16 protein-coding genes and 1 tRNA gene are annotated in these 21,966 nt (G+C 36.3%); 11 read left to right on the forward strand and 6 right to left on the reverse strand.

Going from position 1 to position 21,966, the window contains the following annotated elements; translation table 11 throughout:
* Positions 1-192: 192 nt before the first annotated feature.
* Positions 193-263: transfer RNA gene (locus tag E0Y80_RS19535), tRNA-Gln, on the reverse strand.
* Between the two features lie 264 nt (positions 264-527).
* Here E0Y80_RS19535 and E0Y80_RS19540 point away from each other — a divergent pair.
* The 10 genes from E0Y80_RS19540 to E0Y80_RS19585 all read left to right on the forward strand — a co-directional run bounded on the left by E0Y80_RS19540 (position 528) and on the right by E0Y80_RS19585 (position 14,702).
* The gene (locus E0Y80_RS19540; protein ID WP_156309340.1) at positions 528-3,551 is read left to right on the forward strand and encodes a glycosyltransferase family 117 protein; all 3,024 of its coding nucleotides are present in this window, start codon (positions 528-530) and stop codon (positions 3,549-3,551) included.
* Positions 3,552-3,714: 163 nt separating this feature from the next.
* Positions 3,715-4,260, forward strand: a complete 546-nt coding sequence (gene pyrR, locus E0Y80_RS19545; RefSeq protein WP_156309341.1) for a bifunctional pyr operon transcriptional regulator/uracil phosphoribosyltransferase PyrR — start codon at positions 3,715-3,717, stop codon at positions 4,258-4,260.
* Positions 4,261-4,282: 22 nt separating this feature from the next.
* Positions 4,283-5,218, forward strand: coding sequence for an aspartate carbamoyltransferase catalytic subunit (locus E0Y80_RS19550; RefSeq protein ID WP_156309342.1), 936 nt, complete (start codon positions 4,283-4,285; stop codon positions 5,216-5,218).
* Between the two features lie 291 nt (positions 5,219-5,509).
* Entirely contained in the window at positions 5,510-8,539 is a 3,030-nt protein-coding gene (locus E0Y80_RS19555; protein ID WP_156309343.1) for a tetratricopeptide repeat protein, read from the forward strand.
* A gap of 12 nt (positions 8,540-8,551) precedes the next feature.
* Positions 8,552-10,267 carry a TonB-dependent receptor gene (locus E0Y80_RS19560; protein ID WP_156309344.1) on the forward strand — a complete coding sequence of 572 codons (1,716 nt, stop codon included), beginning with the start codon at positions 8,552-8,554 and terminating at the stop codon, positions 10,265-10,267.
* Positions 10,268-10,304: 37 nt separating this feature from the next.
* The gene (locus E0Y80_RS19565; RefSeq protein WP_156309345.1) at positions 10,305-11,333 is read left to right on the forward strand and encodes a hypothetical protein; all 1,029 of its coding nucleotides are present in this window, start codon (positions 10,305-10,307) and stop codon (positions 11,331-11,333) included.
* A 38-nt stretch (positions 11,334-11,371) separates the two neighbouring features.
* Positions 11,372-12,070 (forward strand): MotA/TolQ/ExbB proton channel family protein, encoded by a 699-nt coding sequence (locus tag E0Y80_RS19570; RefSeq protein WP_156309346.1) that lies wholly within the window; start codon positions 11,372-11,374, stop codon positions 12,068-12,070.
* Positions 12,071-12,101: 31 nt separating this feature from the next.
* Complete coding sequence (locus E0Y80_RS19575) at positions 12,102-12,509, forward strand: ExbD/TolR family protein (protein ID WP_156309347.1); 408 nt, start codon at positions 12,102-12,104, stop codon at positions 12,507-12,509.
* A 59-nt stretch (positions 12,510-12,568) separates the two neighbouring features.
* Positions 12,569-13,390, forward strand: a complete 822-nt coding sequence (locus tag E0Y80_RS19580; RefSeq protein WP_156309348.1) for an energy transducer TonB — start codon at positions 12,569-12,571, stop codon at positions 13,388-13,390.
* A 10-nt stretch (positions 13,391-13,400) separates the two neighbouring features.
* The gene (locus E0Y80_RS19585) at positions 13,401-14,702 is read left to right on the forward strand and encodes a bifunctional folylpolyglutamate synthase/dihydrofolate synthase (RefSeq protein WP_156309349.1); all 1,302 of its coding nucleotides are present in this window, start codon (positions 13,401-13,403) and stop codon (positions 14,700-14,702) included.
* Here E0Y80_RS19585 and E0Y80_RS19590 read toward each other — a convergent pair.
* The 5 genes from E0Y80_RS19590 to E0Y80_RS19610 form a co-directional block, all read right to left on the reverse strand.
* Positions 14,689-15,711 (reverse strand): asparaginase, encoded by a 1,023-nt coding sequence (locus E0Y80_RS19590; protein WP_156309350.1) that lies wholly within the window; start codon positions 15,709-15,711, stop codon positions 14,689-14,691. The genes E0Y80_RS19585 and E0Y80_RS19590 overlap by 14 nt on opposite strands.
* A gap of 3 nt (positions 15,712-15,714) precedes the next feature.
* Positions 15,715-16,509 (reverse strand): TatD family hydrolase, encoded by a 795-nt coding sequence (locus tag E0Y80_RS19595; protein ID WP_156309351.1) that lies wholly within the window; start codon positions 16,507-16,509, stop codon positions 15,715-15,717.
* A gap of 109 nt (positions 16,510-16,618) precedes the next feature.
* Complete coding sequence (locus E0Y80_RS19600; protein ID WP_156309352.1) at positions 16,619-17,608, reverse strand: FKBP-type peptidyl-prolyl cis-trans isomerase; 990 nt, start codon at positions 17,606-17,608, stop codon at positions 16,619-16,621.
* Between the two features lie 27 nt (positions 17,609-17,635).
* Positions 17,636-18,643 (reverse strand): DHH family phosphoesterase, encoded by a 1,008-nt coding sequence (locus tag E0Y80_RS19605; RefSeq protein WP_156309353.1) that lies wholly within the window; start codon positions 18,641-18,643, stop codon positions 17,636-17,638.
* Positions 18,644-18,759: 116 nt separating this feature from the next.
* Positions 18,760-21,408: an outer membrane protein assembly factor BamB family protein gene (locus tag E0Y80_RS19610; protein WP_156309354.1), complete on the reverse strand. Its 2,649-nt coding sequence runs from the start codon at positions 21,406-21,408 to the stop codon at positions 18,760-18,762.
* A gap of 133 nt (positions 21,409-21,541) precedes the next feature.
* On the opposite strand from E0Y80_RS19610, the gene E0Y80_RS19615 reads away from it, so the two are divergent.
* Positions 21,542-21,931, forward strand: coding sequence for a DUF423 domain-containing protein (locus tag E0Y80_RS19615; protein ID WP_156309355.1), 390 nt, complete (start codon positions 21,542-21,544; stop codon positions 21,929-21,931).
* The last annotated feature ends 35 nt before the right edge of the window (positions 21,932-21,966 follow it).

Raw genomic sequence — 21,966 nt, forward strand, 5'->3', positions numbered from 1 at the left:
TCCTTCAGGAATGATAAGCGGCATTAAAGCTTTAAATGAATCGTGCATCTCTATATAAGTTCAAAGCACAAATATCTAATTATTTTTTATCCCCTCCACAACTTTTGTACATGATCCATGATTTCTGGCGATTTTTCAAAAATTGAATACATAAAAAAAGCCTCGATACATTGTATCAAGGCTTTTTTTTAGTTGCCCAACCTGGATTCGAACCAAGACAAACGGCACCAAAAACCGTCGTACTACCATTATACTATTGGGCAAACTATTTTTGTTTTATCGCAAGGTTGTTCCCTTTTGACGATGCAAATATACGCCGAGTTTTCTAATCTGCAAATAAAAAACAACCTTAATTATTAAATATACTGATTTTCAGAACAATATTTTTTCATTAATTCTTTATCGTTGGGGTACTAAGACTTGTTTCTCCATGTTTGAACCCACAAATTAGAAACTATTTGTTTATTTATAATTTGTAATCCTTATTTTCGAAGCATATTTTTTAGAAAAACCTTCTATTTTTTAGTATGAATTATAAAAAGATCAATAACCTGTTAGGTTGGGCAGTAGGATTTATAGCTTTAATAACCTATGTATTGACCCTTGAAAAAACTACGAGTTGGTGGGATACAGGTGAATTTATTGCTTCGGCATATAAGTTACAAATCGTACATCAACCCGGGGCTCCATTGTTTTTAATGATCCAAAACTTATTTTCCAACTTCGCAATGGGTGATAATACTCGTATTGCTTATTGGATGAATATTGGTGCAGCTGTTTGTAGCGCTTTTACTATTACCTTCCTCTTTTGGACAATAACCGCTTTGGCAAAAAAAGCCTATGTAAATTTTTCCAAAGAAAATACGATTTCCGATAGCAATATCATCAAAATTATGGGTGCTGGAGTGGTAGGTGCATTGGCTTATACTTTCTCAGATACCTTTTGGTTCTCTGCTGTTGAATCTGAAGTTTACGCCATGTCTTCCTTATGTACTGCAGTCGTATTCTGGGCAATTCTCAAATGGGAAGCTAAAGCCGATGAGCCTGGTGCTGACAGATGGTTAATTCTGATAGCTTACGTTATGGGACTTTCTATTGGAGTCCATCTATTAAACTTATTAGTTATCCCAGCTATCGCATTAGTGATCTATTTTAGAAGAACAAATACCGTTACTGGAAAAGGTGTGGCTAAAGCCCTAATTATTGGAGTAATTGTGCTTGCTGTTGTCCTTTGGGGAGTAATCCAATTCTTAATAAAATTTGCAGCTTTCTCTGACCTATTCTTCGTTAATACTCTTGGACTTGGTTTTGGTTCTGGTGCAACTTTCTTCGCGTTGCTTGTTGCCGGACTATTAATCTTCGGAATTTGGTATTCATGGAAAAATGTAAAACCAATCTTAAATATTTCTTTGTTAAGCTTAGCTTTTGTCATCTTTGGATATAGTTCTTTCACCATGATTCTTGTCAGAGCTAAAGCCAATCCTACCCTAAATAACTCGGATCCTGATAATGTCTTTACGTTCTTAAGTTATTTGAATCGTGAACAATATGGTGATGAACCCTTGTTAAAAGGTAGATATTTTGACGCTAAACCTACTGATGTTTTTGAAACAGGAAACATCTACCGCAAGGATGGAGATAAATATGTTGTGGCAAAAAAGAAATTCGATTATACTTGGAGCCATAGCACTTTGTTCCCTCGTATTTATTCTGATAAACACGAATCTTATTATAGAGAATTTCTTAAGCTAGGCCCGGATGAACAGCCTACTATGGCCGATAACTTGAAATTCTTTTTTGGATATCAAATTGGTCAGATGTACAGTAGGTATTTTATGTGGAATTTTGTTGGTCGTCAAAATGACCAACAAGGCCAAGGCTCTTTTACCGAAGGTAACTGGATTTCCGGTATTAAGCCAATTGATAATGCGCTTATCGGTGGACAATACGCTCTACCTACATCAGAAAAAGAAAACCCTGGCCGAAACACTTATTTCTTCCTGCCTTTAATTCTTGGGATTCTTGGTGCTGTGTGGCAGTTTAAAATGAAGCAACGTGATGCTTCTGTGGTTGCACTGTTATTCTTCTTTACAGGTTTAGCCATTGTACTTTATCTAAACCAAACTCCTTTACAGCCGAGAGAGCGTGATTATGCCTATGCTGGATCCTTCTATGCTTTCTGTATTTGGGTAGGAATGGGTGTAATTTGGATTGCAGACTTACTGTCTAAAAAGATAAACGCGAAAAATGCTGCGATAGGAGCAACAGCAGTAGCATTATTATGCGGTCCTATACTTATGGCAAGCCAAAACTTCAACGACCATGACCGTTCTGAGAAATTCTTAGCCCGTGATATGGCAAAGAATTATTTAGAATCTTGTGCGCCTAATGCAATCCTGTTTAGTTATGGCGATAATGATACCTACCCTTTATGGTATGTGCAAGAAGTGGAAGGTTTCCGTACCGATGTGCGCGTAGTAAACTTAAGTTTATTAAGTGCTGATTGGTATATGAAGCAAATGATGCATAAGGTAAATGATGCTGACGCTCTTCCATTAAATATAGATCCTGAAAAAATTAAAGATGGTGTTCGTGATGTGATTTATTTCAGTGAAATGAATATCCCTGGATATGTTGATGTTGAAGATTTATTGCAAATTATGCTTTCTGATGATCAGCAATATAAGGTGCAATTACAAAGCGGTGATTGGGCAAACATTCTTCCAACTAAGAAAATGCAGTTGAAAGTTGATAAGCAAGCTGTCATTGCTAATAAGGTAGTTCCTAAAGAATGGGAAGACGCAATCGTGGATACTATGCAGTGGAACTATAGCAGCGGGATTGTTAGCCGGGCAGACCTATCTATTTTGGCTCTTCTTGCTAATAATAATTGGAAACGTCCAATTTATTTTACAACGACAACGCCAGAAGAAAACTTTATTGGGTTGGATAAATATCTTGTTTCTGAAGGTTTTGCTATGCGATTAATGCCTGTAGCAATTGCTGCAGAAGGTGATATGGCAAGTCCTATTACCGATGTAGAAGGAACTTACAACAATGTAATCAATAAATATAAATGGGGAAATATTGCTAATGCTAAGTATTTAGACCCAGATTCATACCGTTATATTAGTATGTATGCAGGTTCAATATTTGGCGAAACTGCTCAGAACCTTTTAGCCATGGGTAAAACGAATGAAGCTAAAAAATTGGTCGTGAATGCCTACGAGAATTTACCAAAGCGTGCTTATTTGATGTCTGAAGTTTTCTCTTATACAAGCCTTGTGGATGCAATGTATAAAACCGGTGAAACCCAAAAAGCTAATGAGATTGTGAAAAGAAATCTACAGTTTCTTCGAGAGAATATGGCATATTATATGAACATTGCCGAGACGAAACCAAACTTAGAATTCAGAAATATGAGATTTGGCTTAGCTTCTATTCAAAATTATCAAAGAGTTTTGACGGATGCTAAACAACAGGATTTGTTGAAAGAGGTAAATCAAATCTTTGAAACTTATAGACCATTATTTGAAGCAAGTAATCAATAAGATTTCTTGTCCTTGATAAGAAAGCCTATGCAAATTTTTGCATAGGCTTTTTTTGTTCAGCACCATTATTTCCTTAAACAGTAGTTTTTATTTCCCAATTTGAACCGTCTTAAATTACGATTTTCGGAAAAAATGCCTTATTTTTGCCTAAATAAATCCATAGATGAAACAATCGATATTATTAGATGGACCGAAGTTTCAGATTACGCTCAAGCGATTGTCTCAGCAATTAATTGAAAACCATGGAGATTTCTCCAACGCCGTAATCATTGGAATTCAACCGAGAGGAACCTATTTAGCCAACAGATTAGTACAGGAAATCAAAGAAATGACCGGGGTCAATGTCCCAATGGGAATTTTAGACATCACCTTCTATAGAGATGATTTTCGAATGAAAGGTGCTAGCCCTTTAGCGGCGAACAGTACCGTCATTGATTTTATTATTGAAGGTAAAGACGTCATTTTAGTGGATGATGTGCTCTGGACTGGTAGAACAATCCGATCTGCAATGGATGCCATACAAGCTTTTGGTAGAGCCAACAGAATTGAATTAATGGTTCTTGTGGACCGAAGATTCTCAAGGCAGATTCCTATTCAACCGGATTATATCGGAATTCAAGTAGATTCCATTGATTCCCAAAAAGTAATTGTGAGCTGGAAAGAAGTCGATGATAACGATAGTATCGTGTTGATCACCGAAAAAAAATAGAAAAGATTTTATTGTTTAACAAATGTCAACATCTGAACAACTTAGTACCCGCCATTTATTAGGTATAAAGGATTTAAATAGCAATGATATTCAATTGATTCTGGATACCGCTGCCAATTTTAAAGAGGTATTGAATCGACCGATTAAAAAGGTGCCTTCTTTAAGGGATATTACCATCGCAAACGTATTCTTCGAAAACTCTACCCGAACTCGTCTCTCTTTTGAACTTGCCGAAAAAAGACTTTCTGCTGATATCGTAAATTTTGCCGCTTCTTCTTCTTCTGTTAGTAAAGGTGAAACTTTAATTGATACGGTTAACAACATCCTAGCCATGAAAGTGGATATGATTGTCATGAGACATCCATATGCAGGAGCTGGTGTTTTCTTAAGTAGACATGTTGATGCCCAAATTGTAAATGCTGGGGATGGTGCCCATGAGCATCCTACTCAAGCGTTACTTGATTCATTTTCAATTCGCGAAAGACTGGGTGATGTTGCTGGAAAAAAAGTCGCTATTATTGGGGATATCTTGCACTCGCGTGTCGCTCTTTCAAATATCCTTTGTCTCCAAAAACAAGGGGCTGAAGTGATGGTCTGTGGTCCAACTACTTTGATCCCAAAATATATTACTTCTTTGGGGGTGAAGGTTGAGCATGATTTGATGAAAGCACTTAATTGGTGTGATGTCGCCAATATGCTAAGAATTCAACTAGAACGTCAGGATATTGCTTACTTTCCATCGTTGCGGGAATATTCTATGCTGTATGGATTGAATAAACAGATCTTGGATTCTCTGGATAAAGAAATTGTAATCATGCATCCAGGACCTATTAATAGAGGAGTGGAGATTACTTCTGATGTAGCGGATAGTGATCATTCAATTATTCTTGATCAAGTGGAAAATGGTGTCGCAGTTAGAATGGCTGTGTTATACTTGCTTGCTGGTAAAAGAGGATAGATATTAAAGAATTTAATTCTTATTGAATTTTAAAGAGAGTTTTTTAACTCTCTTTTTTTATTTCTCAATATTTTATTCCTTGCTCTTCTACTAGATAAATTCCCTATCAGCCAACCAATTGTTAAATATCGTTAAATACCCTGGGTTATCCACAGTTGTTAACAACTTTTGCGGAAAACATTCAAGTTATCCATTAATTTCGTAGGTTGAAGGAGTTGTATCATTTGATCAACGTTTTACCTCATAATTGTATTAATACAGAAGCATTCATTTAAAGGAGTATTCAATCATATGTATAAAAAAATTTACCAGTTAGGTGTGGCCATGAGCTTATTGAGTACACCGGTATTGGCGCAACATTCTGCTTGGCAAGAAGTGAATAAAGCTTACAAAGACGGGTTAGAGCTTTATGAAAGAGGTAAATTCAGTTCTGCTGCAAAACAATTCGATAAATTTGAAGAAATCAGAACAAAATCATCTCTTCAGTTAGATGAAACCAAGGAATTAAGCTTATTAAAAGAAAATGTAAGGTACTATCAAGCGGTATGTGCATTGGAGTTAGGGGAAACGGATGCTGAAAACAGATTTTTAAAATACATAAAAGATTATCCGGCAAGTGCTAACTCAAAAGCAGCTTACTTCCAAATCGGAAAATCTTATTATGCGCAAAAGGATTACGCTAAAGCAATTGAATGGTTCGAAAAAATCGATAGTAAAAATTTAGCAGGGGCTGAAAATACAGAGTACCGTTTTAAATTGGCCTATGCAAAATTTATGACAGGTGATTACGAAGCTGCTAGACCTGTTTTTAATGAACTTAAAGATGTCAGAGGACAATATCAAGAGGCTTCCATCTATTATTCTGCCTATTTAAGCTATTTAAATCAAGAGTATAAAACTGCGTTAAATGAGTTTGAACGATTAGAAGGTTCTAAAACTTATGAAAATAGTTACCCTTATTATATTACGGCCCTATATTTCTTAGATAAGCGTTACGATGAGGTCTTGGCATATGCACTTCCTAAGCTGCAATCAACTAAACAGGAAAATGAAACTGACATGTTCCGTATTGTTGCTGCGACCTATTTCATTAAAGGTGATCTTGAAAAATCAAAAGAATACTATGATAAGTTTCAAGCTCAGGACGAGGGAAAAACACAAAACAACCAAGATAGCTACCAGATTGGATATATCAACTATAAATTAGGAGAGTACCAAAAAGCAATTACCGAACTTGAAAAACTAGAGGAACCTGATGCTTATTTCCAAAGTGCAATGATCACTTTAGGGGATGCATTCTTGAAAACCGGAAATAAGCAAAGTGCTAGAAATGCTTTCTTCAGAGCGTCAAAACTTGATTTTGATCCGCAATTGAAAGAAGAAGGTTTATTTAACTACGCCAAACTTTCCTATGACTTGGAATTCCATCAAGTCGCTCTTGATGCGATAAATGAATACATGCAAACCTATCCAAGATCCAAACGTCAGGAAGAAGCAAAAACCCTATTAGCTGAGGTTCTTTTAAGTACTAAGAACTATCGTGCAGCGGTGGATGTGTTAGAAGACCTTCCAAATAGGGGTAAGGATGCTAATGCGGCCTATCAAAAAGTAACTTATTATCGTGGTTTGGAATATTATAATGAACGCGCTTTCGAAAATGCTATATCCATGTTTATGCGTTCCGAAGCAAATCGTTATGATGAGGAAATCTTTGCTTTAGCAAACTATTGGAAAGCTGAAGCAATGTATGAGGTGCGTAAATATAAAGAAGCGGTTGCTTCTTTCAATAAATTCTTACAGTTGCCTGCAGCTAAAAAAACCGATGTCTATAACTATGCAAACTATGCATTGGCATATGCAGCTTTTAGGGCTGATAATTATAGTACAGCTGCTAATTATTTCGAGCGTTTCTTGGCAGGTGGCGGAAAAGATGGTATCGATCTGAATACCAGAAACGATGCGATGGCTCGTGCAGCGGACTCTTATTTAGCAATTAAAAATTACAGCAAAGCTGCCAACTATTATGATCGCTTAATCGCATCTGGTGCGCAAAGTCAGGATTACGCATTGTTTCAAAAAGGTATACTCCTTGGTCTTCAAGGTGATAACAATGGCAAAATTGCGACATTAAACTCGGTTATGTCTAAATATCCGAAGTCAAATTACGCTGATGATGTGGCATTTGAGATCCCTTATACTTATTTCTTAATGGGAAATCATGATTTAGCGATTGATGGTTTGCAGAAAATGGTCGAACAATATCCAAGAAGTTCTTATGTTCCGAGAGCTTTAACAACAATTGGCCTAGTTCAATATAACAAGGATGATAATGATGCTGCTTTGGCAACATTTCAACGTGTAGTGAACCAATATCCAACCACAGATGAAGCCAAACAAGCATTGGCATCTATTGAAAATATTTATTTGGATAAGGGGGATGCTTCAGGATATATCCGTTACGCAACCAGCACAAACATTGGCGACTTAAGTACCGCCGAGCAAGATTCTCATACCTTTTCGGTTGCTCGTACATTATTTGATCGTGGAAATTGGCAAGCTGCTGTTGAAGCTGTGAATGCTTACTTTGATAAATTCCCGAAACCAATTCAAGAGAAACATGCCCGTTTTATCCGTGCTGAAAGTAATGCAAACCTAGGAAAGGATTCCGAAGCGATGCATGACTTCAATATTATCATGAACGACTGGACTTCGGCTTATACTGAGCGTACATTAATTTCTGTTTCAAAATTGCACCTAAGAAATAAAGCTTATAACGAAGCTGTACAGGTTTTGAAAAAACTTGAATTAACCTCTGAGTATAAAGAAAACTATGGATGGGCAGTCAACAACCTATTGGTAAGTTACTTCAATATGGGTGATTATGCTGAGACTTTAACTTACGCTAATATCATCAAGAATTATGAGAAATCTTCTGAAGAAGATATAGCTAAAGCCCATTTATACGCTGCTAAAGCTTATTTGTCGACCTCCAAAGGAGGAGAAGGTATGAAGGAACTGAACCTTGCTGCGTTGAAGTCTAAAACTGAAACCGGGGCAGAAGCTAGATTCTTAGTAGCTGAACAACAATTCAAAAATAAAAATTACGATGGTGCAATTAAATCTGCACTTGATATATCTGATTCCTTCTCTTCATATGATTATTGGGTAGCAAAAGGATTTATTGTAATGGCTCAATCCTATGAGGCCAAAGGCGATAAATTCCAAGCTAAATCAACCTTAGAAAGTGTGATCGACAATTACGAAAACACTGAAGATGGTATCTTAAATGAAGCGAAATCACTTTTAGAAAAAATTAAATAAGAATAGGAAAAGATGAAGTTGAACACTGTTTTTAAACAATCTGCAATATTAACCTTATTGTTAGGGATGGGAGTAGGAGCGCAGGCTCAAAAAAGAGATACTACAGACCGTCCTGTAACATTGGATTCATTTGATATCGTTCGTGATTATAGACCTATTCTTGCTGATGCAGTAAAAATCCGTCGTAGTCCCGACATGTCAAATAAAAGAGAATACATGCCTAAATTAAATTATGGTAATGTTCCTGATAAAAAATTAGACATTAATACTGGTCTGAGTGAATTAAGAATTATGGAAACCCCATTTTCTAAAATCTTCGACCATAAAAGTAATTATGTAAAATTCGGTGCCGGTAATTTTAATACAATCTTGGGTGAAGCTTACTTTGCCGTTGAAGATTATGAAGATATTCGCTTCGGTGGATTTGCTAAACACTTGAGTCAAAAGGGAAATCTTGAAGACCAAAAATTCTCTAAACAGGAAATCGGAATTTTTGGACGTCGTATCCTTCCTCTCTTTACGTTAGATGGCGTGATTGGATATAATGGGTATGGAACTCGTTTTTATGGAATTCCAGCAAATCAAGACGGAACTATTATCAATCCTAGTCGTGAGGCTCAACGTTTTAATGATATCTATTTTACAGGTGAACTTACAAGTAACTATGATCCTGAAAATGAAGATGCTTTAACCTACTCTGTAAAAGCTGATGCTTATGCTTATAGTGATAAATTCAAAGCTAAAGAAAACTCAATCGCATTAGCTGGTTATCTTAACAAACGATACCGTGCATTTAATGCTGGAGCAAATTTAGCTTTAGACTATAATGGTATTACTGGCGTAAATACTGACAATGGAAAATTGAACAATTCAATCGCCAGCATCAATCCTTATATCCGTTTCAAAGGTGATAATTATAACATTACTTTAGGTGCAAACATCGTCTCCGAATTCGGTGATGTCTCTAGATTTAATGTTTTCCCGGAAGCAGAAATTGATTTTGCTTTGGCTCCTGGTTACTTCTATATATTTGGTGGTGTTACCGGTGGAGTAGAGAAAGGATCTTTCCGCGACTTTACTCGTATGAACCCTTATTTAGGTTCTAATTTTAACATCCAAAATACTGTAGAAAGAATGAATATCTATGGTGGTATTAAAGGGAATGCTGGTGCAACATTTGGCTATAAAGTTAAAGGTTTCTACAGAAAAGTTGAAGGGTTGGCCATGTTCGTAAATAATATGGAAACTCCTTTTAACTTCGATTTAGTGTATGATGGAAATGGTGACGATGCGGTAAAACATATTGGATTAGAAGGTGAAATCAATGTGAGACTTTCTGCCCTTGTCAATTTGGGTGGCCGTTTGAATATCGATCAATATACAATGGTTGAACAGGAAGAAGCATGGCATTTGCCTAAAATGCGCTTAGCTGCAACGGCTAGGTTTAACATCTCAGAAAAATTATTTATTGATGCAGAGGCATTATTCCATGGTAATACATATGCGCAGCAGTTCTCTTATCTTAATGGTGTTGTAGATGGTAATCCTTACCAAAAAGAAACAATTCCTTCTTTCTTTGATTTAAGTGCAGGTGCTGAATATAAAGCAACTAAGTATTTAGGTGTATTTGTAAAAGCAAATAATATGTTAAATACAGAATATCAACGTTATTTATACTATCCGAAGTTAGGATTTAATATTTTAGGTGGTTTAAATTTCTCGTTTTAATCTTACAAACTTTAAATTTGCATCAGCAACAAAATAAATGGATTTAGGAAAATACATTCATCAGTTATTAAAACATAGAAACGAAGTATATGTGAAGGGTTTGGGGGTATTCAAACGTATTCACACACCTTCTGTCTATGATGATCGAAGAGGGGTGTATTTACCGCCGGTGACTTATTTAGAATTCGATGGTAAATCTGTAAATGGAGTCGATTTTATCGACTACATTCAACAGTCCACTCAATCTACTAGACAAGCCGCAGAAAGTGATGTACATGATGCAGTGTTGAATCTATTAGAGTCCATTAAGGAAAATGGTTCCGCAACATTGAATCATTTAGGTCAGCTTATTAAGCATGGTAATTCTTTGGTTTTTAAAGCAGAGGATTTGAGTGGTTTTCAACTGCAGCCGATCGAAGGTGCTGGGGATAATCTGATTGAAGAAACTCCCGCTGAGGAAACTACTCCGATTCTGGATGATAAAACTGTGGAAGAGTCTTCTCATGATGAAAACCTAGAACATGAAGAATCTCCTACAGAGAATCAAGTCGAAGAAGTTTATGAAGAACCACAGGTCAATAATAAATCCAAATGGTATATTTGGGCTGCATTATTAGCAATCGTCGTTATAGCGGGTTTGTTATATGTAAATCATACTAACAGCATTAAAAAACAAGCGAAGAAAACTGATAGTTTGTTGAATGCTGGAATAGAAGAGCCTGATACTGCTAAAACTAATATAGCTGATACAACAAACGCTGCTGTTAATTCCGTAACGGATACTTCGGCAGCCCCTGTTAAAAAAGTTTATAATCCTTTGATTCCTGAGAATCACACTTATCAAATTGTTATAGGTACTCATGCTACATTGGCTCAAGCCTACGAACAAGCGGAATCCTTTAACAAAGCGGGAATAGAATCCGTAAGGGTAATTCCTAGTAACCTTGCACATAACAAAAAGAAGGTGATTTGGGACTCTTATGAAACAAAAGAAAAAGCAGATTCTGCATTGAGAGTTGTCAGAAAACAATATGTGGCAGATGCCTGGAATCAAAAAATTAAATAAGTAAATCAATCAAAAAGCATAAAATACGTTATTAAACTATGTCATTAGTACAAAACCCTGCGATCGTTGATACATTAAATCAAGTTCAACAACAAACGGTAGCCTTAGCTCCACAAGAAAACCTTAACCTACTTGAACTTCTGATGAAGGGTGGGTGGATCATGATTCCTATCCTAATCTTATTCTTTTTAGGATTAGTAATCTTTTTTGAACGTTACATTACAATTCGTAAAGCTAGTAGATCCGAAGGTGGATTGTTAGCTTCTGTAAAAAGTAGCGTATTGTCTGGAAAAATTGACGCAGCTATGGCAGCATGTCGTTCCAACAATTCAGCATTGTCAAGAATGTTGCAAAAAGGATTGACTCGCGTAGGTCGCCCAATTAAAGATATTGAAGGTGCTATTGAAAATCAAGGTAAACTTGAAGTCTCACGCCTTGAAAAAAACATTAATATTTTAGGTATTATCGCCGGTATCGCGCCAATGCTTGGTTTCGTAGGTACGATTTTCGGTGTAATCCAAATCTTCCGTGATGTGGAAATCGCCGGTGGTATCGATATCGGTTCCGTATCTGGTGGTCTTTACGTTAAAATGATTGCTTCAGCTTCAGGACTAACAATCGGTATCTTGGCTTATATCGGCTATCATATCTTAAATATGATGGTAGAGCGCTTGATCTTGAGAATTGAAACTGATGCAATTGAATTTATCGATTTATTGGATGAGCCTAGCATGTAAGCTAACTCCCTAATCTGTAAGAGAACTTAACATGAATTTACGTAATAGAAGAAATAAACCCTCTGCTGAAGTACATACAGCCGCTCTGAATGACATCATGTTCTTCTTGATGTTGTTCTTCCTGTTGGCTTCTGCAGTATCTAATCCACAGGTCGTAAAATTACTTTTACCTAAGTCCAGTGCTGGTGAACAGTCCGTGGCTAAAAAAACAATGACGATATCCATCACAAAGGATTTGGTATATCATGTGGATAAACAAGCGATGCCATTAGAAAATTTGGAATCATACATTCAATCAAATTTGGCAACTGGTGAGGAACTTACTGTCATGCTTTATGCAGACAGCACTGTGCCTATCCAAAATGTGATCTCAGTTATGGATATCGCAAACAAACTAAAAGTGAAAATGGTATTGGCAACAGAACCTAAAAAGGATTAATTAATTCTTATTAAACGTTTTAGGTTTAACAAAGTCAATATAGAAGAGATTAAGGAAAAATGTACTACAATCAATTTCAAGAAGAAAATAATCTTCCTAAAGCATTAGGAATTTCAACACTGGTTTTAGCAGCATTGGCTGTTATTGGTTTCTTTATTGTCTTTGGTCAAAATCTTCCAGAATATGGTACGGGTGGTATCATTGTTAACTATGGTACTTCTCCTGTAGGAATGGGTGAAGATTATATGAGTGTCGACGAACCTTCAATGGACGAAAATGCAAACAATGTCAGACCGGATAAAATAGATCCTAATTCTACGCCTATACCTACACCCTCTCAGCAAGTTACTGATCAGGCTGTCGCTACGCAAGATGTAGAAGAAGCTCCTGTCGTTGCTAAAGCTGAAAAACCTGTGAAGGCAAATGCTGAACAGACAACAACTGAAAAAAAGAATGCAACTCCTGCGGTAAATCCAAATGCCTTATATAAAGGGAAAAAGAATAACGCTCAAGGAACTGGGGATGGTACTGGATCTACTCCGGGTAACCAAGGTTCAAATCTTGGCGACCCTTTAGCTAGTAATTACGGCGAAGGGGGATCTGGTTTTGGAAACGCAATGTTATCTCTTGAAAACAGACGCTTTACTGTGCCCCCAAAAATTGAAGATAACGGACAACAAACCGGTATTGTTAAAATTGAATTCACTGTCGACAAAAGCGGAAATATTGTTCGTGCAAGACAGGCAAAAGGTACAACTATTGCCGACTATAGACTTATTGAAAAGTGTATTCGTGCAGTTGAACAGGCACGTTTAAACGAACTTCCAAATGCCCCGCAGACACAAACCGGTCTTATTACCTTCAGGTTTAGAGTAAGATAATTCTAATTATATGAAAACATTTGCAGAGGTAATCGAGTATTTATATGCTCGATTACCTATGTTTACTCGTGATGGTGCAAATGCCATAAATCCCGATGTAGACAATACCCTCCAACTGTGCCAAGCACTCCATAACCCTCATAAAAAATTTAAATCAATCCACATTGCCGGTACCAACGGAAAAGGTTCATCATCTCATTCCCTAGCCTCAATTTTAGCGGCAGCTGGTCTTAAAACCGGTCTTTATACCTCTCCTCATTTAGTAGATTTTAGAGAGCGTATCAGAATTGATGGACAGATGATATCCCAACAAACCGTCATTGATTTCGTCAATGAACATAAATCTCTTATCGAAAATATTGAACCCTCATTCTTCGAAGTAACCGTCGCAATGGCTTTCGATTACTTCGCACGTGAAAATGTAGATATTGCCGTAATTGAAGTGGGATTAGGAGGTAGATTGGATAGCACAAATATAATTACTCCTGAATTATGCCTCATTACCAACATAGGAATGGACCACATGAATATTTTAGGGGATACCTTGGAACAAATAGCTGGAGAAAAGGCTGGCATTATTAAGCCTCATGTACCAGTTGTTATTTCTGAGAGACAGCCCGAAATTGAACATGTATTCTTGGAAAAGGCAAAGCAGGATGATAGTCCTATTTTCTTTGCTGATGAGTTCTTCGAAGTTAGACAGGTAGAAAAGAAATCAACTGGATTGGATATTGCGGTAGAAAATAAGGCTTCTAAAAGTATTAACGTTTGGCATTTGGACCTTGCTGGTTCTTATCAAAAAAAGAATATTTTAGGTGTTCTGACTGCCGTTAGTCAACTGCGGAAGATAGGCTATGCTATCGATGATGATCAAATAAAAAGTGGTTTGGCAAATGTTCAGCAGAGTACGGGATTAAGGGGAAGATGGGAAACACTATCTACTGAGCCTTGGATAATCTGTGATACAGGCCATAATGAAGATGGAATTAAAGCTGTGGTCCAAAATTTAGCAACTCTTAATTTTAATCATCTGCACTTTGTCATCGGAGCAATGAAAGATAAAGACCTTTCACATATCCTGCCATTATTGCCAAAACAGGCAACTTATTATTTTGGGGCTCCAAAAATGCCGCGAGCTATGGCTTCTAAGGATCTTGAAAATTTAGCGCATTCCTTTGAGTTAAAGGGTAACGCCTATGAATCAATTGATGATGCCTTCGCTTCTGCTAAGCAAGCATATCAAGATGGCGATCTTATATTTATCGGTGGTAGTACTTTTGTAGTTGCAGAGGTTTTAACTAATCATTTTTAGTTAACTCACCTCGTAAACTTTGCTGTACCCAATGCGCAACATCTTCCTGGTTTGATAATTCACCTTGAAGATACATAAGCTTGGTTACAGCAGTTTCAAAGGTCATATCGTACCCATTGAGTACACCAATGGCTTTTAAGCCCTGTGATGTCTCATATCGACCTAATTCAACAGAGCCTACCTTACATTGGGATATGTCTAAAATGTTTTTGCCCGATTTTATAGCTTCTGATAATAAATCTAAAAACCAGCTGTCGGTCATCGTATTCCCACTTCCAAAGGTTTCCATCACAATACTTCTCACATTGGAGTTTAAAACTGATTGAATCGTTTCCTCACTAATTCCAGGGAATAACTTTAAAACGCCTACTCGATTGTCAATGTGATAGTGGCAGATAAATTCCAATCCAGCATTATTTGCTAACACTTCTTCATTGTATCGGATATGAATTCCAGCTTCTGCTAATACTGGGTAATTTGGAGAGCGAAAGGCCTCAAATTTATCCGAATTATATTTGAATGAACGGTTGCCTCTGAATAATTTGTTGTCAAATAGGATACAGACTTCCTGAATAATGGAAACGCCATCTCTTTTGGCTGAAGCAATTTCCAATGCGGTCATTAGATTTTCTCGAGCATCTGTACGGATTTCTCCTATAGGCAATTGCGAACCGGAAAAAATAACGGGTTTTTGTAATCCCTCTAATAGAAAACTCAAAATAGATGCTGAATAGGCCATTGTATCTGAGCCATGCAGAATAACAAAGCCATCATATAAGGAATAATTATCTCGGATAATCTTTGCCATTTCTAACCATATGCTTGGTCGCATATTGGATGAATCTATGATAGGTTCAAATGAATGTACCGTCAACTTATAGTTTAACCGACTTAGGTCTGGGAGATTCTTTTCTATTAACTTAAAATCAAATGGAATAAAAGTACCAGTTTCTGGATCTTTAACCATTCCTATGGTTCCACCAGTGTAAATTATAAAGATATTGTACATGGATTAGATCTTAAATATTTGTTTAGAGTTATTCGTTGTGATTTCTGCAACTTTGTCAATTCCAATTTCATGAAGGTCCGCTACTTTTTGAGCAACATAAACTAAATAGCTGCTTTCATTTTCCTTACCCCTAAATGGTACGGGAGCAAGGTAAGGTGCGTCGGTTTCCAGCACGATATGCTCAAGGCTTATTTCCTTAACAACGGCATCTAATCCTGCTTTTTTGAATGTTACGACTCCACCTATTCCTAATTTAAAACCAAGTTTAATCGCACGATGGGCTTGTTCCAGTGTTCCCGTGAAACAATGAAAAATACCAAATAAGCGATCATCTGCCATTTCTTCCAATACTTCGAATACCTCATTGAAAGCCTCCCTACAATGAATCGATATGGGCAACCCTAATTCTTTTGACCATTCAATTTGCTTCCGAAAAGCATCTTTCTGGATTTCTAAAGTGGATTTATCCCAATATAAATCTATCCCAATTTCTCCTATCGCATAGATTTTTGAGGTTTGAATCTTAGCATAAATTTGTTCTAATTGAACCTCATAATCTTCTTTTACATCGCATGGATGTAAACCAAGCATTGGGAAACAATGATCCGGATAGGCAGCAACCGTCTCAAATACTTTTTCAATAGATGATACATCGACATTTGGTAAAAAAAGACGTGTGATTCCATTTTTGAAACAACGGTCCATTTGTTCCTTTAATTTCTCACTTCCAGCTTGATAATAAATATGCGTATGTGTGTCGGTTAAGGACTGGTTGTTAAGATCAAATTGCTCTACCATGGAGCCAAAGTTAATATTTTGTTAGGTAATCTGCTCCCATAGAATAAAAAAACGCAGTTCTCATAATGAAAACTGCGCTTTTTTGTAAATTTTGTAAAATATCCTCTAATTAATTAGTAGGTGCCGTAACTGGACTTCCTGTTGGAGGTAATACTTGTGGTGTATCGCCTTTTGGACCAGGGATAATATCAATTACTTCCACATCAAATACTAATGGAGCGTATGGTGGAATTAAGTTACTTTGTTGACGCTCACCATATCCTAAGGATGATGGAATAATCAACGTTGCTTTTCCTCCTTTTTTCAATAATTGAAGACCTTCAGTCCATCCTGGAATTACAGGAGTATGTCCAACACGAACACGTAATGGCTCATATTGCTTCATTGGATGGAAGATTTTTTCCTTTTGCGCAACAGCTTGTAAGCTTGTGTCAAATATCTTATCGTTGGTCAATCCTCCAGTATAGTTAATAACTACTGTATCACCTACTACTGGGTTCGCGCCAGTACCTTCTTCTTTAATTACGTATTGTAATCCAGTTGCAGTTTTCTTAGGTTGCAATTTGTTTTTCTCAACGTATTTCGCAATTTTAGCCTCCTCAGATTTTTTCAAACCTTCCATTTCAGCTAAATAATATTTGTTTACTTGTTCAAATAATACTGAATCTGTTAAATTACCTTTCTTGAAAAGTTTCTTAACCTTAATCGTAAATTGAATGTATTTATCTGCAAAATCAGGTTTTGGTTGGCCAGTTCTTGCAGCCATTGTATCCAAGTCCAATTTAAAAGTAGCGCTATCACCTTCACCTAACATTTTTAAAATGGTATTATTATCACCTGGATAACCACCTTGAACTAATGAATCAGGAATAACCGGTGCAATCTGTGGTAATCCTAAATCATATGTACTTGCTAATAATGAGTCACGGTCTGTTTTAACAACAATATCCATAGCTAGAACGTCTCCACCTACAGCTTTATCGCCGCCTTTATCTTCGAAGAACTTATATTCTAATCCACCATCACCTTTTTTGAAACTTTGGCATGACGCAAGCATAAGACCTGCTAATGCTGTTAATACTAAAATTGATTTTTTCATTTTTTTATTTATAACGCTTATTATATTCTATGTTAAATAATTCTTATACAAGGGTAGGATAGACTTAAATTTTGAGACTACTTTCTCTAAGTCTTCCGATGAATTGCCTCCCGCAGCATTTAAATGCCCACCACCATTGAAATATTTCCTGCAGATCTCATTGCATGGTATCTCTCCAATCGATCGCAAAGATAATTTAATTAATTCAGTTCTATCAATAAATAGTCCTGCCAATCGAATTCCTTTAATGGATAGGGCATAATTTACCAAACCTTCTGTATCTCCAGTAGTAACATTAAATTTAGCCAGGTCCTCTTTGCTCAATGAAAATAGGGCGGTATTGTATTCTGGAATAACTTCAAGGCAGTTTAGTAAGCTATAACCTAAAAACTTTAAACGGTTTTCGGTAGAACTATTGTATATATTCTCGTGTATTTCCCAATTTTTTGCCCCAGCATCGATTAAATTCGCTATAATATGATGAACCGCAGAGGTTGTTGACCTAAATCGGAAAGATCCAGTGTCAGTCATAATACCTGCATATAGGCAAGCTGCAATTTCAGGGCTGATAGACTCTTTATCCTTATATACATCCGCAATGAAGGTATAAATTAACTGCGCTGTAGCCGCTGCACTGGAGTCCCAATATTCAACCGTCGCAAAATCTTCCGGATCTAAATGATGGTCAATCATCCATTTCTGACCTTTCGCTTCACGAATTACTGGCTCCAGAATATTAGTTCTTGACAAGGCACTATAGTCTAAACAAAATATGATATCTGCTTCATCAAACAGACCCTGTGCTAGTTCAGAATCGGAAGGATAATATATTAAATCTTCAAAACCTGGCATCCAATCTAAAAATGTTGGAAAATCCGATGATAATATAACCTGAACATCATGATCCTTACCTTTTAACCAATGGTATAATCCTAAAGATGAACCCAATGCATCTCCATCAGGCTTATGGTGAGTTGTAATTATGATCTTCTTAGGTCTGGAAAGTTCTTCTAAATATTCTTCTCCTTGTAGCATACGTATTTTGTGAATGCAAACCTACTGAAAAAAAGTCTGCAAATAAAAAAAATTAAGCCTATAAATGTATCTTTTGCAATTTTTTGGAAACCTTGAAGCTCTTGAAAATTAATCTGTTAATGTCGAAAGGCATAGATTTTAAAATCCCTTTTAGTTGTCAATAAATAATTGCCTGAATTATAGTTGATTTTGCCATAATAGAACAACGGTAAACCCTCAACAGGAAAACCATCTACTAAACTGCCATTCTCAGCAAATAGATAGATTAGATTCTCCTGGTCAGTAATCCCTAACTGAAACAAACTGCTGTTTACAGGAAAGAAATTTGGAGCCGAATCAATTTTTTGAGTGAAGTTATAATCATAGAGCTGCTTTGGAGTATCGCCCAATTCAAATACTTGCATGTAGGATCCGTCAAATGTTATCAATTCAGGGGTTGTACTTCCATTGATATTTTCAAAATATGCTTTATAGCCTTTATTCCATTCCCCTTCAAACACAACCTTATTACTTCCATCGGACTTTATTTGATGTAATTTGCCATCACTGTCTGTTGCATAGAAAATATATTCATTATCCCTTAACGTAACGCCCAATGGGCTCTCAAAGGTGACATCGCCCTCTATATCAATTTCTTTTGTTTTGCTCCCTGATTGATCAAAGAAATAAACTCGACCAAAACTGGTTGATACGACAGCTTGATTGTTTACAAATGAAATTGGACCTAAAATATCTCCTTCAACTTCTGCTTGATCCCATCCGCTAACTGGCCCGCCTTCCATATCATAAGCCATAATCCTATTTTTCCCTGGAATTAGTATGATCTGTTGTCCGTCCCATTCAGCTACCGTTGGAGATGCAACTGGTTCTGAAGTAACACTCGTCGAAAAACCTTTTAGAGTCTTACCACTTGTATCAAATCTATATAATCGTCTCCTATCAGTTACCAGTAGTAAACTACGGTCAGCTAGCTGTTTTACCCCACCAACTATGCGCCCAGAAAACAAGGTCGACCATAATTTCGCCCCAGAAGGATGAATAGCATGTACGGTATGGTCTTGTTCTTGAACCATAATAAATTGGGAAGTATCCGACTGTTCAAATAAATATGGTCCATTTATTAATCGGCTTCCCATTTCATAAGTCCATTCAGGGGTAACTCCTAAGCGGCTTTTACTCTTATAAATGCCATAAAATCGACTTAGAAAATTCCCACCATTGCCGGACAGTTGCAATGACCAGGAATAAAAATCCTGATATCCATATTCCTCCTCATCCCTGAATTTTTTGCTAAATTCCGACTTTAAGGTATTATTGATAAAGTTACCTCCATTCTTTGTATTGATAAAGAAAGTAACATTTGCTTCATTGCCCTGAATCTGATCATAATTCTTAAAACCTAAACTCGCAACAAGTAGATCCTTGTTTTTCCATTTACGTATATACTCCTGAATCGTTGATTGCTGGTTTGCCATAACCAACATATCATTGATACGAACGAAATAAGGTCTTGAAAATGCTTTTAATCCTTCTCCAAAATAACGATATGGAATGTTTGCAAATCGAAACCGGTAGGTGCTATCACCGACATGTTCTGCAATGTTTCCTAAGATTTCTTCAAATTTACTGCTGTCTTGAATCGTAATAAATCCTAAATAATCTGAATTAGTCTGTTCGGCTACAGCAAAATTCCCCGCTAAAGTAGATTGAAAATCTAAAAGTAAACCTTCCTTATTTTTATTGATTTCAGTCGCCTGCCCTTGAAGTTGTTTATAATTGTCTTGTTTAGACTGCCACAAATTTAATTCCTCAAACCAGGTCTTTGAATCACTGAATGAGTATTCTACATACATCATGGTGCTGGATGGAAAGTAATTATATAAACGCTGCGTTGTTTTGCTCTGATTAGAAAATAAAGAAATATATTCTTTATCCTTTTCCTTAAGTTGGCTTTCGCCTGTAAGCATTAAGGCATCCTGTTTAAAATTAATATTCCAAACTGTTTCTCCTTTTAAACCAACAAATTGTTTAAGGAAATCCCCAGGTTTACTTTGTTTGAAAACTGATATAAATTGAGTAAGGTTTTGTTGGGGAATGTATATCGTAAATGGTGCATTCCTATTGTTATGTTCATTAAAAAATGAAACCTGATCTTTCTTTAACTTCTCAGTTTTTTTATCACTGACCTTAACTAAGAGTGATTTGTTAAAACTGGAAAAGAATATATCGTCATGGAAAGAAACATAAAATAATGAGTCCACATTTTTTTTATCCTTGCTTAACGTGTCGGCTTCCAAGTTTGAGAATTGATAAATCCTTATTCCTGCTGTGTCTTGCGTATTGACTTTGTATTTTTTGCTTAGCGTTAAAAATGTTTGATCAAGAATTGCCTGATCAACCTTCTCTTTGCTATGAATACTAAATAAGGTACTCATCCCTTCCTTTTCTGGATGAAAAGACATTAATATTTCAGCACCACCAACCAATGGCGTTAATTCTTTGTTACGAAGCAGGTTTTGCTTCAATTGTTTGAGTTTTTGCATACCATGTTTTCCTAACATGGCCTCAAAAATTTCAAAATCTTTAAAGATATTGTCCGTAGTCGCATCATTTAAAAAAGAGGCTATTAAATAGGTATCCTCTGGTAGATGTTGTGCTGGACCTACGTATTCATGTTGTTCCTTGTTTAAATCCCCAAAGTAAAAAACCGACGCAACAACCACCGCAATAAATAGAAGGACTGAAACAATTATTGTATTTCTCATGGACGAAAACTCTTCCTTTTGTTTGTTTTAATGTTGAATATATACAAATTTCCAAAAATAGGAGCGCTTTTTAAGAAGTTATTTTATACATTTATAAACGAAAAATCTTAAGCGATTATTTTAGCTTTTTTTTATGAACAAACAAATTATCCTAACTGCTTCTTTTTTTGGTTTGTTAGCTGTTATACTTGGTGCGTTTGGAGCACATGGTTTAGAAGGTAAAATTTCCGAAAAACAACTAGAAACTTGGGGTACTGCAAACCAATACCATTTTTACCATACTTTAGCACTTCTTTTTTTATCAACTTTCTCAAGAGCGAAAAGCCAATCCATTAAAGTTTCTTATATCATGTTTACAATTGGTATCATTCTTTTCTCCGGATCCCTTTACCTCCTAAGCACCAGAAACCTCTTAGGAATCGAAAATATATCCATCATCGGCCCCGTAACTCCTCTTGGCGGACTTTGTTTTATGGTAGGATGGATCGCTTTATTTATAGCCGCAATGAAAAATAGAGCGTAAAGTAGTATTTAGTATTAAGTAGTTAGTATTTAGAC

Origin of the sequence: Sphingobacterium endophyticum (assembly GCF_009733535.1) — a bacterium.
GTDB classification, from domain to species: Bacteria; Bacteroidota; Bacteroidia; order Sphingobacteriales; family Sphingobacteriaceae; genus Sphingobacterium; species Sphingobacterium endophyticum.

What these genes read in the sequence shown, in the direction of transcription:
- E0Y80_RS19540 (WP_156309340.1), top strand. Translation starts at nt 528, where the DNA reads ATGAATTATAAAAAGATCAATAACCTGTTAGGTTGGGCAGTAGGATTT.
- pyrR (WP_156309341.1), top strand. Translation starts at nt 3,715, where the DNA reads ATGAAACAATCGATATTATTAGATGGACCGAAGTTTCAGATTACGCTC.
- E0Y80_RS19550 (WP_156309342.1), top strand. Translation starts at nt 4,283, where the DNA reads ATGTCAACATCTGAACAACTTAGTACCCGCCATTTATTAGGTATAAAG.
- E0Y80_RS19555 (WP_156309343.1), top strand. Translation starts at nt 5,510, where the DNA reads ATGTATAAAAAAATTTACCAGTTAGGTGTGGCCATGAGCTTATTGAGT.
- E0Y80_RS19560 (WP_156309344.1), top strand. Translation starts at nt 8,552, where the DNA reads ATGAAGTTGAACACTGTTTTTAAACAATCTGCAATATTAACCTTATTG.
- E0Y80_RS19565 (WP_156309345.1), top strand. Translation starts at nt 10,305, where the DNA reads ATGGATTTAGGAAAATACATTCATCAGTTATTAAAACATAGAAACGAA.
- E0Y80_RS19570 (WP_156309346.1), top strand. Translation starts at nt 11,372, where the DNA reads ATGTCATTAGTACAAAACCCTGCGATCGTTGATACATTAAATCAAGTT.
- E0Y80_RS19575 (WP_156309347.1), top strand. Translation starts at nt 12,102, where the DNA reads ATGAATTTACGTAATAGAAGAAATAAACCCTCTGCTGAAGTACATACA.
- E0Y80_RS19580 (WP_156309348.1), top strand. Translation starts at nt 12,569, where the DNA reads ATGTACTACAATCAATTTCAAGAAGAAAATAATCTTCCTAAAGCATTA.
- E0Y80_RS19585 (WP_156309349.1), top strand. Translation starts at nt 13,401, where the DNA reads ATGAAAACATTTGCAGAGGTAATCGAGTATTTATATGCTCGATTACCT.
- E0Y80_RS19590 (WP_156309350.1), bottom strand. Translation starts at nt 15,711, where the DNA reads ATGTACAATATCTTTATAATTTACACTGGTGGAACCATAGGAATGGTT.
- E0Y80_RS19595 (WP_156309351.1), bottom strand. Translation starts at nt 16,509, where the DNA reads ATGGTAGAGCAATTTGATCTTAACAACCAGTCCTTAACCGACACACAT.
- E0Y80_RS19600 (WP_156309352.1), bottom strand. Translation starts at nt 17,608, where the DNA reads ATGAAAAAATCAATTTTAGTATTAACAGCATTAGCAGGTCTTATGCTT.
- E0Y80_RS19605 (WP_156309353.1), bottom strand. Translation starts at nt 18,643, where the DNA reads ATGCTACAAGGAGAAGAATATTTAGAAGAACTTTCCAGACCTAAGAAG.
- E0Y80_RS19610 (WP_156309354.1), bottom strand. Translation starts at nt 21,408, where the DNA reads ATGAGAAATACAATAATTGTTTCAGTCCTTCTATTTATTGCGGTGGTT.
- E0Y80_RS19615 (WP_156309355.1), top strand. Translation starts at nt 21,542, where the DNA reads ATGAACAAACAAATTATCCTAACTGCTTCTTTTTTTGGTTTGTTAGCT.